Origin of the sequence: Halobaculum limi, assembly GCF_029490015.1 — an archaeon.
Lineage (GTDB): Archaea > Halobacteriota > Halobacteria > Halobacteriales > Haloferacaceae > Halobaculum > Halobaculum limi.
In genome coordinates, this window is sequence record NZ_CP120468.1 from 2,575,314 (window position 1) to 2,588,543 (window position 13,230).

Annotated in this window: 11 protein-coding genes; 5 read left to right on the forward strand and 6 right to left on the reverse strand. The window is 70.7% G+C overall.

Going from position 1 to position 13,230, the window contains the following annotated elements; all coding sequences use genetic code 11:
* Window positions 1-102: 102 nt before the first annotated feature.
* The 3 genes from P0D77_RS13100 (at window position 103) to P0D77_RS13110 (ending at window position 3,910) form a co-directional block, all read left to right on the forward strand.
* Window positions 103-2,127 (forward strand): aldo/keto reductase, encoded by a 2,025-nt coding sequence (locus P0D77_RS13100; RefSeq protein ID WP_277553537.1) that lies wholly within the window; start codon window positions 103-105, stop codon window positions 2,125-2,127.
* The gene (locus P0D77_RS13105; RefSeq protein WP_277553538.1) at window positions 2,124-2,972 is read left to right on the forward strand and encodes a CDP-alcohol phosphatidyltransferase family protein; all 849 of its coding nucleotides are present in this window, start codon (window positions 2,124-2,126) and stop codon (window positions 2,970-2,972) included. Before P0D77_RS13100 ends, P0D77_RS13105 begins: the two co-directional genes overlap by 4 nt.
* Window positions 2,973-3,046: 74 nt before the next feature.
* The gene (locus P0D77_RS13110; protein ID WP_277553539.1) at window positions 3,047-3,910 is read left to right on the forward strand and encodes an isoaspartyl peptidase/L-asparaginase; all 864 of its coding nucleotides are present in this window, start codon (window positions 3,047-3,049) and stop codon (window positions 3,908-3,910) included.
* 29 nt (window positions 3,911-3,939) lie between these two features.
* Here P0D77_RS13110 and P0D77_RS13115 read toward each other — a convergent pair whose 3' ends face one another.
* The 4 genes from P0D77_RS13115 to P0D77_RS13130 form a co-directional block, all read right to left on the reverse strand.
* On the reverse strand, window positions 3,940-4,509 hold the full coding sequence (locus P0D77_RS13115) for a GNAT family N-acetyltransferase (protein WP_277553540.1): 570 nt from the start codon (window positions 4,507-4,509) through the stop codon (window positions 3,940-3,942).
* Window positions 4,510-4,591: 82 nt separating this feature from the next.
* A complete protein-coding gene (locus P0D77_RS13120; RefSeq protein WP_277553541.1) occupies window positions 4,592-6,778 on the reverse strand; it encodes an amino acid permease in 2,187 nt (728 codons plus the stop codon).
* Window positions 6,779-6,806: 28 nt separating this feature from the next.
* Window positions 6,807-7,514, reverse strand: a complete 708-nt coding sequence (locus P0D77_RS13125) for a universal stress protein (protein WP_277553542.1) — start codon at window positions 7,512-7,514, stop codon at window positions 6,807-6,809.
* Between the two features lie 192 nt (window positions 7,515-7,706).
* Window positions 7,707-8,552 (reverse strand): DUF63 family protein, encoded by an 846-nt coding sequence (locus P0D77_RS13130; RefSeq protein ID WP_277553543.1) that lies wholly within the window; start codon window positions 8,550-8,552, stop codon window positions 7,707-7,709.
* A gap of 106 nt (window positions 8,553-8,658) precedes the next feature.
* Between P0D77_RS13130 and deoC the strand changes: the two genes are divergently transcribed.
* A complete protein-coding gene (gene deoC / locus P0D77_RS13135; RefSeq protein WP_277553544.1) occupies window positions 8,659-9,345 on the forward strand; it encodes a deoxyribose-phosphate aldolase in 687 nt (228 codons plus the stop codon).
* Window positions 9,346-9,349: 4 nt separating this feature from the next.
* Here the strand turns inward: deoC and P0D77_RS13140 are convergent, their stop codons facing one another.
* Both P0D77_RS13140 and P0D77_RS13145 read right to left on the reverse strand, forming a co-directional pair.
* A complete protein-coding gene (locus P0D77_RS13140) occupies window positions 9,350-10,525 on the reverse strand; it encodes an outer membrane protein assembly factor BamB family protein (RefSeq protein WP_277553545.1) in 1,176 nt (391 codons plus the stop codon).
* Between the two features lie 74 nt (window positions 10,526-10,599).
* Entirely contained in the window at window positions 10,600-11,787 is a 1,188-nt protein-coding gene (locus P0D77_RS13145) for an outer membrane protein assembly factor BamB family protein (RefSeq protein WP_277553546.1), read from the reverse strand.
* 131 nt (window positions 11,788-11,918) lie between these two features.
* Here P0D77_RS13145 and P0D77_RS13150 point away from each other — a divergent pair, with 131 nt between their 5' ends.
* The gene (locus tag P0D77_RS13150) at window positions 11,919-13,169 is read left to right on the forward strand and encodes a tRNA (N(6)-L-threonylcarbamoyladenosine(37)-C(2))-methylthiotransferase (protein ID WP_277553547.1); all 1,251 of its coding nucleotides are present in this window, start codon (window positions 11,919-11,921) and stop codon (window positions 13,167-13,169) included.
* Window positions 13,170-13,230: the final 61 nt, after the last annotated feature.

Consider the following 13,230-nt stretch of genomic DNA (forward strand, 5'->3'; position numbering starts at 1 on the left):
TGAGACGCCGGGATCGAACGTCAGCACGGAGACACGATCGGCCGTGGTGACCGTCGCTCGACCGACCTCCAGTTATATGCGCTTCCGTCGTGTGCGTCCCGTGTGAACTGTCTGTTCGTCGGCGCGGGCGCGGTGGCCGAGCAGTACGCCGCCGGCCTCGCGGACTCGTCGCTGTCGCTCGCGGCCGTCTGTGATCTGGATCGCGACCGCGCGGCCGCGGTCGCTGACGTAGTCGCCGGGGAAGACGACGGCGTTGCTGGCGCGACGGACGCCGACCGCCCGGCCGTCTACGCCGACCTCGACGAGATGCTCGCCGCCGAAGACGCCCCACTCGTCGTCAACCTCACCAGCCACGCCGCACACGCGCCCGTCACCGAGATGTGTCTCGACGCCGGGCGACACGTCTTCTCGGAGAAGCCGCTCGCACTCGAACCCGAGGAAGCCGCCGACCTCCTCTCACTCGCCCGCGATCGAGGCCTCGCGCTCGGGTGTGCACCCATCGCTCCCGACTGTGACGCCCAGCGCCACGCCAAGACCCTCCTCACGGACGGCCGCCTCGGGGAGGTTCGCCTCGTGTACGCGACCGCGCACGTCGGCCGCGTCACCGAGTGGCACGACCGACCCGACTCGTTCCTCGCGGTCGGCCCACTGTACGACGGCGCGGTGTACCCGCTGTCGGTCCTCGTCGACTGGTTCGGTCCCATCGAGCGCGTGCGCTCGGCGGACGCCGTCGACGCGTGGCCTGACCGCGAGCAGCGCCGCCCCGACGCGCCGGCACACGTCGAGGCGACCGTCGCGTTCGCCGAGGGACCGGTCGTCTCGCTGCGAGCGAGTCTGTACGCCGACCACCGCAGTCGGGAGTTCTACTCGGTCGAACTCCACGGCGACGACGGCACGCTCTATCTCGACGACGCGGGTGCGATGGCCGCCAACCGCGACGCCGTGCAGGTCCGCGGTGGCGACCGCGAGTCGGTGTCGGCACCGCACCCCCGCCCGCAACGCGAGCGAACCCATCTGGACGGACCCGAGACGCTCGCTCGTGCCCTCGAACGCGGCGACCGCCCGCGCGACACGGCCGAGCGTGCGGCCCACGTCGTCGCCGTCTGTGCGGCCATCGAGGCCGAGGCGACCGCTCCCGAGGGAACCGGACGCGACGTGGCCGGCCCCGACGACGCGGCCGCCGGGTCGCTGTCCCTGGGTCACGTTCCCCCGACCGTTCGACCACCAGCGTCGGGGCGAGCGGCCGACTCCGCGCTTCGGCTTCCGCCCGTCGGGTTCGGGTGTTCGCGCTACCGAGACGGCGAGTACGTCGACCGAATTGACTCCGTCGGGACGGCGCTCGACGCGGGGTACCGCCTGCTCGACTCGGCGGAACTGTACGGCAACGAGTCGCGTATCGGCGACCTCCTCGACGCACCGGGGTCGCCCGACCGCGAGTCGCTGTTCGTGCTCGGGAAGGCGTGGAACACGAACCACGGTCACCTGCGAGAGGCGTGTGTGGGGTCGCTCGCGGAGTTGGGCGTCGACGCGTTCGACTGCTACGCGCTCCACTGGCCCGACGCGTGGGCGTATCAGGGACCGCTCCGGCGCCTCGCGGAGCGCCCGGTCGACGAACAGGAGTCACTGACGTTCCCGACCGACGACGACGGCGAGCGTGCGACCGCCGATCGCTCGCTGGCGGCGACGTGGCGCGACCTCGCGGGACTCTGCGAGGAGGGGCTGACGCGCACCATCGGCATCTGCAACGTCGATCTCGGGCCGCTCCAGTCGCTGGTCGCCGAGACGGGCATCGAACCCGCGCTGGTCCAGGTGGAGCGCCACCCCTACCTCCCGCAGACCGACCTCATCGAGTGGTGCCACGAGCGTGGCATCCGCGTCGTCGCCCACTCGCCGCTGTCCGCGCCGGGACTGTTGGACGAGCAAGCGGTCCACGCGGTGGCGGAGTCGGCGGGCGTCACGCCCGCAGAGGCGGTGCTCGCGTGGGACGTCGCCGACGGCGTGGTTCCCATCCCCGCCAGCAACGACCCCGATCACGTCGTCGCGAACCTCGCGAGCGCACGGGCGGAACTGACCGACGCCGACCGTGCTCGCCTCGACGGCCTCGCGGACCCGGAGTTCGAGCGATGAGCGAGGCGGTGAGGAGGCGCACGGGTCGGACACCCCGCGCGGTGGTCGCGTGGGCCGTCGCTGGCCTCGTCGCACTCGCGACGGGCGCGGCGGTGTTGACGGCGGGCGTCGCTCCCGACACTGCCGGCGTGTGGCTGCTCCCGGCGGCCGTCGTCGTCGCGTGGGAGTGGTGGTTCCTCACGGGCAACGTCGACGCAAATCACCCGACAGACGCTCCCGACGCACGACGCGACGGCCTCGGCCTCGCGAACGGCGTGACGCTCGGCCGCGGCCTACTGTATGCAGGCGTCGCCGGATTCCTCCTGACAGGATCGCTCAACGGCGCGTGGGCGTGGGCACCGGCGCTGTTGTACGGCGCGGGCGCGGCGCTCGACGCCGTCGACGGGGCCATCGCCCGCCACGTCGGCTCGCAGACCGTCCTCGGCGAACGGCTGGATATGGGCGTCGACACGCTCGGCTTCCTCGTCGCGCCGCTCGTCGGCGTTGCGTGGGGGCGAATCCCGGTCTGGTATCTCGCGCTGTCGGCCGCACGCTACCTGTTCAAGTTCGGGCGCTGGCAACGCCAGCGCCGCGGCCTAGCGGTGTATGACCTCCCCGACAGTCGCGTGCGCCGCCCACTCGCCGGCCTCCAGATGGCGTTCATCGCCGTCGCTCTCGCGCCGGTGTTACCCGTCGCCATCGTCGAGTACCTCGCAGCGGTCGTCGTCACGCCCTCGTTGCTGGTGTTTGCTCGCGACTACCTCGCCGTCGCGGGCCACGTCGGCGGCAGTGACGGCGGCGACGAAGAGGACAACGGCGAGGACGACGAGGCAGTCGAGCGCGTAGACGCCGCTGGCGACGACTGAGCCACCCAGCGCCACTGCCCGAGCGCCGCGCCGGTTCCCGTGGATTGATGCCCGGCGCCGCCGCGGCTTCGCGTATGCGAGTTATCTGCCACGGCGGCGCGGGCGGTGTCCCCGACGAACCAGACCCGAGACAGGCGGTCCTCGACGAGGCCGCCGAGACGGGCGCGGCCGCCGCGGACGTGGTCGACGCCGTCGTCGACGCCGTCGCGGTGTTGGAGGAGTCGCCGCGCTTCAACGCGGGCTACGGCGGCGCGGTCCAGTCGGACGGTATCGTCCGCACCGACGCGGGGATGATGACCGACGACCGCGAGGCGGGCGCGGTCGCGTCGATGCCCGGCGTCGCCAACGCCGCCGCGGTTGCGCGTGTGGTGATGGAGGAGACGCCCCACGTCTTCGTCTCGGGCGTCCACGCCGTCGACCTCGCGGACGACTTCGGGGTCGATGTGGAACGCGACCTCCTCACCGACGATACGCGTGAAAAGTACGAGGACGCCGACCCGCCGGGCCACGACGCCGGCCCGAAGGCGCACCTCGACTGGTTGGAAGAGCGGTTCGCCGGGCACGACACCGTCGGCGCGGTCGCCCACGACCCGGTGACGGACGCGTTCGCCGCCTGCACCTCCACCGGCGGGCGGACGTTCGCGCTCGCGGGCCGCGTCGGCGACGTGCCACAGATCGGATCGGGCTTCTTCTGTGCGCCCGCGGGCGGCGCCAGCGCCACCGGCGCCGGCGAGGACATCGCCAAGGCGACGCTCACGCGGCGGGCCGTCCGACACTTGGAGAACGGGATGGACGCGCAGGCGGCCGCCGACCGCGCAATCAGGGAGTTCGGCGAACTCACCGGCTCCTCTGCTGGCGTCATCGTGTTGGACGAGGCGGGCGCGGGGTCGGCGTTCAACTCCGAGGGGATGCAGACGAGCGTCGCCACCTCGGAGTAGGCGGGCGACCGACGACCGACTCGTTCGACTCAGTTCGCGTCGAGTCGTTTCCACATTTCGACGACCGCCCCGGTCACGTCGCAGTCGTCGCCACCGAACTCGTGTCTGACCTCGGTAGTTCGTGCGTAGCCGTGGTGCCCGTAGAAGCTGACGGCGTTCAGTGACGCGTGCATCCCGAGCGACGCGAGGCCGTGGTCGCGTGCCTCGCGTTCGAGGTCACGGAGGAGCGCCGATCCGACGCCCTCGCCCGCGTACTCGGGGTGGACGTACACCGCTTCGATCGTGCCGACCGGGTGGGCGGGCGGGTCGGCGACGAGGTAGTCACGACGGTACGGGATCAGCGTCCCGAAGCCGACCACGTCGCCGTCCTCGTTACTTTTCCCGTCACCGTCCAGGTCCGCCTCGCGGTCGACTGCGACCGTGTCGTAGCGAAGCCCGTCATCCGCGAGGTGGTCGTAGTCTGCGGACTCGTAGTCGCCCGCCCACGCCTCGACCTGGTCGGCGTCGTACCCGCGCGGTCCGAGGCCGCGGATCGACGCCGCGTGTACCCGACAGACGGCGGCCGCGTCGTCGCCGTTCGCCTCCCTGATACGGACCACAGGCGGCGAAGGCGACGAGCCACAATGGACCTTCCGGCGGTGTGAGACGCTCCGCGATCCGGTCTCGGGGCACGACCTCGGCTCACGCCCCTCTGATCAGCGCGACGTTGCCCCGCGCGTCGCGCACGACACGCTCGGTGACGGTCCCGAAGGGGATTCGGCTCCCGTCGGCGCGTCCCGAGAGGCCGACACAGACGGTGTCGAACGCCGCGGTCGCCTCGACGACTGCCCGCCCGACGTCGTCGTCGACGACCACCTCTACGTCGTACTCGCTCGGGTCGAGTCCCGCCGCCTCGGCGGCGTCGGCGATGATCGCACGCCCCCGTTCCTCGGCACCAGCGTCGTCGTCGCCGCGGGGTGGTTGGACGTTCAACAACGTCGGAACGGTGCCGTCGACGGCCGCGAACTCGACTGCTTGGTGGGCGACGACTGCCGCGTTCGGCCCGGGGGCGACGAGTGCCACCGGCACGCCGACGGTTTCGCGTCTCCGGTCGACCAGCGAGATATCACAGTCGGCTCCCCTGACCACCGCATCGACGACGGGGCCGAAGACGTCGTCACCGTCCTCGGAGAGCGTTCCGTCCCAGCCGAGGATGACCTCGTCCGCCGCCTCTTCGTCGAGCACGTCGAGTATCGCCTCGCCGACGTCGGGGGCGACCAGCGCCCGCGTCCGGAGCGAGACGTCCATCCGCGCCGCGATGTCGTGAGCACTCTCGAGGAGTTCGCGCTGGTGGTCCGCGCGGTCGGCCTCGACGTTCAACAGCGCCGAGGGGTGGGCGACCGGCGTGACGTTGACCGCGACGAGTTCGGGCGTCCCGCGGTCTGCGTTGGCGCGTGCGCTCGCGGCCGCGAGTTCGAGCAAGCCCCGCTGTGTCATCGGGTTCGCCACCGGGACGACGACGCGGAACGGCTCGGCCGGTTTCCCGCGAATCGCCTCACGTAGGAGCCCCTCGCTCACGACCCGGCCCCGCGTGTAGGCCACGTACCAGGCGACGCCGAAGGCGACGATGCCCGACCCAATGACGACCACGACGGTCGCCATCTGTGAGACGACGACGAGCGACAGGATCACTCCCAGAATCGGAACGACTGGGTAGATGGGCCACGGGAGCGCAAACGAGGGCTCGTAGTCGTCGGGGTCCGCCCGGCGGAAGACGACGAGCGAGACGTGGACGAGCGAGTACGCGACGAGGAAACTGAAACTCGCCGCCTCCGCGAGCAGTGCGATGATCGTCTCCACCTCCAAACCGATCAGGATGAGCAGCGCCGTGATGCCGCCGGTGGCCGCGATGGCCCGGTGGGGCGTGTAGAACCGGGGGTGGTTCACGTTGAACCAGTCGGTCACGACGCCGTCTCTGCCCATCGCGTAGATGACCCGCGAGGCCGCGAGAATCGAGGAGTTCGAACTGGAGATGGCCGCGATGATGGCGGCGAAGACGATGGCGACCACGCCCGCGGGGCCGAGGTAGACGACGGCAACGTCCGAGACGGGGATAGGCGAGTCACCGAGCGACTCGAACGGAATGACGCCGGTGCTGACCAGCATCACGAGGACGTAGAGGATTGTCACCAGCACCACCGAGAGGATCATCGACAGCGGGATGATCCGACTGGGATTTTTGATCTCGCCCGCGACGGTGGCGATGATCTCGAAGCCGAGAAACGAGATGAAGACGATGCCCGTCGTGGCGACGATGCCGGCCGGGCCAAACGGGGAGAAGGGTTCGAGATTCGTGGGGTCGATGAAGAAGAGACCGACCGCGACGAACACGAGGACGATGACCGTCTCCGTGCCGATGGTCACGTTCTGGAAGGCGCTCGACTCCTCGGTCCCGTAGTAGTTGACCCCGAGGAGGAGGAGCAAGCCCAGGAGTCCCAGTCCGACGATGAACGTCCGGCCGTCGAGGAACGGGATCGGTTCGACGAGGTACTGACCGAACCCAATCATGTAGAACGCGCTCGCGAACATCAGCCCAGTCCACATCCCCCAGCCGACGACCGCGCCGAACAAGCCCCCGAGCGCGCGATTGACGTAGTGGTAACTCCCGCCGGCGATGGGCATTCCCGTCGCCAGTTCCGACAGCGACAGCGCCGCGAGTAGCGCCACGAACCCGGCGATGGCGTAGGAGATGGCGCTCGCGGGGCCGGCGGTCTCGGCGGCGATGCCCGGGAGGATGAAGATGCCCGCACCGATCATCGTCCCCCCGCCGAGCGTCATCGCCTCGACGAAGCCGAGCGTGCGTTCGAGTTCACCCCCCTCGCTGCTCATCTGCTCCGCCTCCCCCAGACGTGTGGGGTCATTCGACGTCTCTCACGACGAGCGCCGGGACGTCCAGCGCGTCGATGATCGCCGAGAGACGGTCGCCGATGACCCGTTCGCGGAGCGAGGGTTCGGTCTCGCCGAGGACGACGAGGTCGTACGCCGCAGCGAGGTCGACGATGCCCGTCTGCGCGTCGCTGTCCTCAGTGACGCGCGAGTCGATCCGGCCGCGGTCGACGCCGTACTCGACGAGGCGGTCGACGGCGCCCGCGAGGAGGAGTTCCCCCTGACTCGGGTCGGTGTCGGCCGCGACCGCGTGGAACAGCGTGACCGCCTCGTCGCCCGCCAGAAGCAACCCGGCGACGGCCCCGAGGATGCGGTCGAGGTTCACGTCGCCCCGAAGTGGGACGAGCACACGCTCGACGGTGGTCGACCGCCCTGCCGTCAGCACCGCGTCACAGTCGTACTCCTCGGCGACGCGGTCGATGCTGGCCTCGCGGTCGTGTGTGAACACCAGCACGTGGTCGGGCGTGCCGTGGTCGGCGGCGACGGCGTCCAGTCGGTCCGCGGCCTCGGGACCGTACTGGTCCCTGATGAGCGCCGGTTCGGCCTGGTCCGGCACCGGGAAGTAGCCGAGCAGTACGACCTCGACGTCGCCGAGTGCGTCGAGGACGTCCAGCGCGGGCGGCTCCGTCTCCGAGACGTCGAACGGGACGAGGATCGTCAGCCCGCTGATATGGGCCATAGATGGTCCACTATCCACGCCAGTTGAGTTGAATCCTTCGCGCAGTGTCGTGTGCGTCCGATCGCCGGGCACACACAAGGTACGGAGAACGAGTATCACGGCACCGGACTGACAGTTCTCGGCGTCAGCCGGACGCCGTCCACATCGAGCACGCGCGGCGCATCACGTCCTGCAGACGTCGAGGCGCCCGTCTCACGCCGGGGCCGCGACCGCGAACAGCAGGGCGTTGTGGACGCCCGGCCCGAGACCGACCGCGGTGATGATCGCGAGCAGCGCGTAGCCGTATCGCGGTTCGTCGCGGACGGTCGGCGCGACGGCGAGGACGACGACGGCGGCGACGGCGAGTTTCACGAGGACAAACAGCCACCCAGCGCCGAGTACCTCGGCCGTCGGTAGGTCGGCCGCGAACTCGATGATGACGCGCGAGGCGGGTGTGCGCTCGCCGAAGCCGAGCAGGTCGACGCCGACAGCGGTCGTCACGCCGTCGACGCCGTGGGCGGCGACTGCGAGCAGGCCCGCACGCCCGGCGACCGCGGCCTCGTCGCTGCCGCGGTAGAGCAAGAGACCGACGCCGACGCCGAGGAGCGCACCGCCGACCAGCCCCGCTGCGGGGAGCGCGGGCGCGAACGTTCCGTCGGTCGCGCCGACCGCGAGGACACCGCCGGCGGCCGGGACGAGTGCGACGACGCCGGCGACGCCGAGGATCGGTGCGTCGTCGCGGCCCGAGGCGAGCGCCGCGAGCCACACCGCACCGGCGACGGCGACGGTCGTGAGGTACGCGGCGGGCGTGCCGAACAGCGGATTCACGGCGGCGGGAAGCACGTCGAGGACGTACAGGACGTGTCCGGCCGCGCCGACGCACATCCACGGCACGAGCGCGAAGACGTGCGCAGAGCCGAACGGTGGGTCGCGGCGATGGAGGCAGACGGCGACGCCCGCAAGCGCCGCGACTAACGCGAGCAGATACGGGAGCGGCGGAAGCCCGAACCCGCTGGGGAGGAGTTGACCGAGAACGACAGAATCGGCGAGCGCGTGCATAGTCGTGCGGGTGTCCCGGCCGCCGAAAGCGTTGTGAAACCACCCGGTCGGTGGGCCACCCGGAGACACTCGGTACCTTTTCCGAGATGCGTGCTCAGTGGCGAGTATGACCGACAGTTCCGACGCCGACTTCAGCGACCCCGAATCGCTGTCGCTCGACACCTTCGCCGCGGCTATCGACCACACCGTCCTCGGGCCGACGACGACGCTCGCAGACGTCGAGACCCTGCTCGACGAGGCGGCCGACCACGGGATGAACGCCTGTATCCCGCCGTGTTACGTCGCGGAGGCCGCCGAGTACGCGCCCGACGTGACGCTGGCGACCGTCGTCGGCTTTCCGCACGGCCAGCACGCACCGGGCGCCAAGCGCGACGAGGCCGAGCGAGCGTGGCGGGATGGCGCAGACGAACTCGACCTCGTCATCAACGTCGGCCGACTCCTCGCCGGCGACGACGACGCGGTGCAAGCGGAGATTTCTGAGGTCGTCGCTGCGGTCCCCATCCCGGTGAAGGTGATCATCGAGACGGCGCTGTTGACCAACGACCAGAAACACCGGGCGTGTGCGGCCGCCCGCGACGCCGACGCCGCGATGGTGAAGACGTCGACCGGGTTCGCCGACGGCGGGGCGACCGTCGACGACGTGGCCCTGATGAGCGAGTACCTCCCCGTGAAAGCCAGCGGCGGTGTCGGCGGGTACGACGACGCCTGCGCGATGTTCGCCGCGGGTGCCGAGCGCATCGGCGCGTCCTCGGGCATCGAGATTCTCGGCGGCCACCCCGACGCCGACGCCTGAGCCGTCACTCCAGCACCGCGACGCCGGGCGACCCGTCGAGGTCATCGGAGGTGACCACCACTGCGCCGTCGGCGATGGCGACCCCTCGGGTTCGGATCGGGAGTCGCCAGCGCTGAACGTCGACGCGGTATGGACCGACGCCGACGCCGCCGCCGAGCGCGTACGCGTGCAACGCCCCGCCGACGCCGACGTACAGCGTGTCGCCAGCGGCCGCCGGCGGCGACGCGGGTGCCGTTCTGTCGACCGTCGCGCGCCACCGCGGGTCGCCCGTCGCGGCGTCGTACGCCGAGACGCCCTCGGACCCGACGCCGACGACGAGACGACCGGCGTGAACCAGTGCGTCCGTCACGGTCGGCGCACCCGTCGCGTGCCACTCTGTGCGTCCGGCGGACGCTCCCGTCGCCAGTTTGAGGAAGCCGCCGCCGAACGTCGCCGCGTAGACGGATTGGCGGGTCGCACTCAGCGCCCGGACGGTTCCGGGGAGTTTCCGTCGCCACAGCGGGACGCCCGACGGCCCGTCGTCGCCGTCGACGACGTGGAGTTCGTACGCCTCGCCGCCGGTCGTTCCGACGTACACGCGGTCGTCGCGTGCGGCCAGCGAGTAGACGCCGGTGAACGCGCGGAAGCGCCAGCGCGTCTCGCCGGTGCGGGGCGCCAACGAGCGGACGTGTCCGTCTGTGTCGCCGACGACGACGGCGTCACCGCTCGAAAGCGGCAACGGCGCGGTCGCGAAGTCAGCCGCCGTCTCCCGCCGCCAGCGACCCTCGCCGCTGTCGGCCTCGTATGCGAACACGGCCGCCTCGTCGCGCGCAGTAGCGTACACGACGCCGTCGGCGACGGCGACGCCGTAGGGTGCGATCGACGCTCGCCACCGCTGTTCGCCGTCGCGCAAGCGGAGCGCGTACAGGCCGTCTTCGGCGGGGACGAACACCGTCTCGTCGGCGACGACCGGGCGACCGACCGACCGCCCCGTCTCGGCGCGCCACCGCTCGCTCGGCGGTGTCCTCGGCGCGACCGCGTTCCTCGTGTAGTTGCTCGCGCGGGGGCCGTGCCCCGGGAGTGGCCAGTCGGTGTTAGACGTACGCCCCGGCGAGAACGTCGTCCCGCCGCCGAGACACCCGGACAGCCCCACGGCTGTGCCGGCCGCCAGTCCCGACAGGAAGCGTCGTCGCGAGGGCATCGACTCTGTGGGTGCGTGGTTCGGGCCGGCCTAAGCGCTTTCCCCTTTCGTGTCGGGCGGTCGTCGAGTTCGCATCAGTCGTCCACCGGGTCGAGGACGACTACCTCGTGCTGGTCGCCGCCGCGGACGGTCGCGACGAGCGACCCCGACGCGACCGCGAGGCCACCGACGGGTCCCCCAAGCGACATCGACCACCGGCGAGCGCCCACGCGGTAGCCTCCCGCACCGACGCCGCCCGACAGTGAGATGGCGTGGACGCCGTCGGTGTCACCGAGGTACAGCGTGTCGCCGGCGGCGACCGGGTCACAGCGGTCGAACCGGCCGTTCAGCCCCCACGCTCGCTTTCCGTCGTAACCCCGCGTCGTCGAGACGGTGTCGTAGCCGGCGGAGACGAGCCACGAACCCACGAGCACGGGCGCGGTGTTCGCCCGCGCCGCGGGCGCGGTCCACTGCACCGACCCGACACCCGCGTTGTCCGTGAGGTTCGTGAGCGGCCCGCCGAACAGCGCCACTGTCGGCCCGTTGCTGTGTGCAGTGACCGCCTCGACCATCCCGTCGAACCGGAGTCGCCACGCCTCCAGCGGGTCGAAGCGGTCCCCGAAGGCGTACACCTCGCCGCCGCGCGTCCCGACGAACAGGAACCGCTTCAGCGACAGCGTCTGCACCGTCCCGAACACGTCGGCCTCCCACGTCACCTCCCCCGTCGCCGGGTCGAGTTGGTAGACGTGGCCGTCCTCGCCGCCGCCGAAGACGTAGTCGCCGTCGTCAGTGAGCACGGGCGTCGCCTCGGGTGTCGCGGACGGCCCGCGCCACAGTTCCTCGCCGTCGGCGAGGCGGACCGCGGTGAGGCCCTCGCGCATCGGCACGTACGCGACGCCGTCGTGGACGGCGGGCGCACCGACCGTCGGGTGTTCGTCCGGCTCGTACGACCACCGTTCCTCGCCGGAGTCGACGTCGTAGGCGGTGATTCCCACGCCAGCGGCCGTCCGGAGGACGAGACCGTCGGCCACGACCGGTGGTCGCGGGAGGAACGTCTGGCGTCGCCACGAGACGGTCGCGCCGGTCCGAGGTGCGGCCGCGTCGGGCGCGTAGCCGGTCGCGCGAGCGTCGTGTCGGGGCCTGGGCCAGTCGGTGTCGGCGTCGTCGCCGGGACTCACACCGTCGTACGAACCGGGACCTGCACCGAGACAGCCGGCGGTCGCTGCGAGACCGACTGCACCGAGACTCCCGAGGCCGCGGAGCGTGTCACGTCTGGAGGGCATCACGTTCGCCGTCCCGGCGGTGCGTGATAGCCCTTATCCTCGACGGAGACCGCGTCGCTGGTCTCCTCGTGTCTCCCGCCACTCGGGACCGTTCCCCTTAACCTCGCGCGCGGGTACGCTCACACAAGCGAATGGCGACGTACCACATCGAGACGTACGGCTGCACGTCCAACCGGGGTGAGAGCCGGGAGATCGAGCGCCGGCTTCGGGACGGCGGCCACCGCCCCGCCGACGGGCCCGGCGAGGCGGACGTGGCCATCCTCAACACCTGCACTGTCGTCGAGAAGACGGAGCGCAATATGTTGCGCCGCGCGGAGGAACTGGCCGACGAGACGGCGGACCTCATCGTAACTGGCTGTATGGCGCTCGCGCAGGGCGAAGAGTTTGCCGAGGCCGAAGTCGACGCGCAGGTCCTCCACTGGGAGGACGTCCCGACGGCGGTGATGAACGGCGAGTGTCCCACGCCGACGGCCGACACCGAACCGATCCTCGACGGCCAAGTAGGTATCCTCCCCATCGCCCGCGGGTGTATGAGCAACTGCTCGTACTGCATCACGAAGTTCGCGACCGGCCGCATCGACTCGCCGCCAGTCGCGGAGAACGTCGAGAAGGCGCGGGCACTCGTCCACGCGGGCGCGAAAGAGATTCGCGTGACAGGGCAGGACACCGGCGTCTACGGCTGGGACGAGGGCGAGCGGAAACTGCCGGAACTCCTCGACCGCATCTGCGACATCGACGGAGAGTTCCGCGTCCGCGTCGGGATGGCGAATCCGGGCGGCATCCACGGCATCCGCGAGGAACTCGCGGACGTGTTCGCCCGCAACGAGAAACTGTACGACTTCATCCACCTCCCCGTCCAGTCGGGCAGCGACGACGTCCTGGAGGATATGCGCCGCCAGCACCGCGTCGACGGCTTCCTCGACATCGTCGAGACGTTCGATGAGCGACTAAACGAGTGGACGCTGTCGACGGACTTCATCGTCGGCTTCCCCTCCGAGACGGACCACGACCACGAGCAGTCGATGGCGCTGCTCCGGGAGGTCCGTCCCGAGAAGGTGAACGTCACCCGCTTCTCGAAGCGGCCCGGCACCGAGGCGGCAGAGATGAAGGGACTGGGCGGGCAGACGAAGAAGGACCGCTCGAAGGAGATGAGCGCCGCCAAGCGCGACATCGTCGGCGCCGCCTACGAGTCGATGGTCGGCACGACACGCCACGTCCTCGTCGTCGAGGAGGGAACCGGCGACTCCGTGAAGTGCCGCGACGGCGCGTACCGACAGGTCATCATCCAGCACGCCGACGACCACGGCGTCTCCCCCGGTGACTTTCTCGACGTGGAGATTACCGGGCAGAACACGATGTACGCGTTCGGAGAACCCGTCTGAGACGCCGACCAGATGCGGTCGGATGTGGCCAGCGTGTCTGACGACTCCTCCACAAGAGCTT

What these genes read in the sequence shown, in the direction of transcription:
- P0D77_RS13130 (WP_277553543.1), bottom strand. Translation starts at nt 8,552, where the DNA reads ATGCACGCGCTCGCCGATTCTGTCGTTCTCGGTCAACTCCTCCCCAGC.
- P0D77_RS13120 (WP_277553541.1), bottom strand. Translation starts at nt 6,778, where the DNA reads ATGAGCAGCGAGGGGGGTGAACTCGAACGCACGCTCGGCTTCGTCGAG.
- P0D77_RS13145 (WP_277553546.1), bottom strand. Translation starts at nt 11,787, where the DNA reads ATGCCCTCCAGACGTGACACGCTCCGCGGCCTCGGGAGTCTCGGTGCA.
- P0D77_RS13140 (WP_277553545.1), bottom strand. Translation starts at nt 10,525, where the DNA reads ATGCCCTCGCGACGACGCTTCCTGTCGGGACTGGCGGCCGGCACAGCC.
- deoC (WP_277553544.1), top strand. Translation starts at nt 8,659, where the DNA reads ATGACCGACAGTTCCGACGCCGACTTCAGCGACCCCGAATCGCTGTCG.
- P0D77_RS13105 (WP_277553538.1), top strand. Translation starts at nt 2,124, where the DNA reads ATGAGCGAGGCGGTGAGGAGGCGCACGGGTCGGACACCCCGCGCGGTG.
- P0D77_RS13125 (WP_277553542.1), bottom strand. Translation starts at nt 7,514, where the DNA reads ATGGCCCATATCAGCGGGCTGACGATCCTCGTCCCGTTCGACGTCTCG.
- P0D77_RS13150 (WP_277553547.1), top strand. Translation starts at nt 11,919, where the DNA reads ATGGCGACGTACCACATCGAGACGTACGGCTGCACGTCCAACCGGGGT.
- P0D77_RS13110 (WP_277553539.1), top strand. Translation starts at nt 3,047, where the DNA reads ATGCGAGTTATCTGCCACGGCGGCGCGGGCGGTGTCCCCGACGAACCA.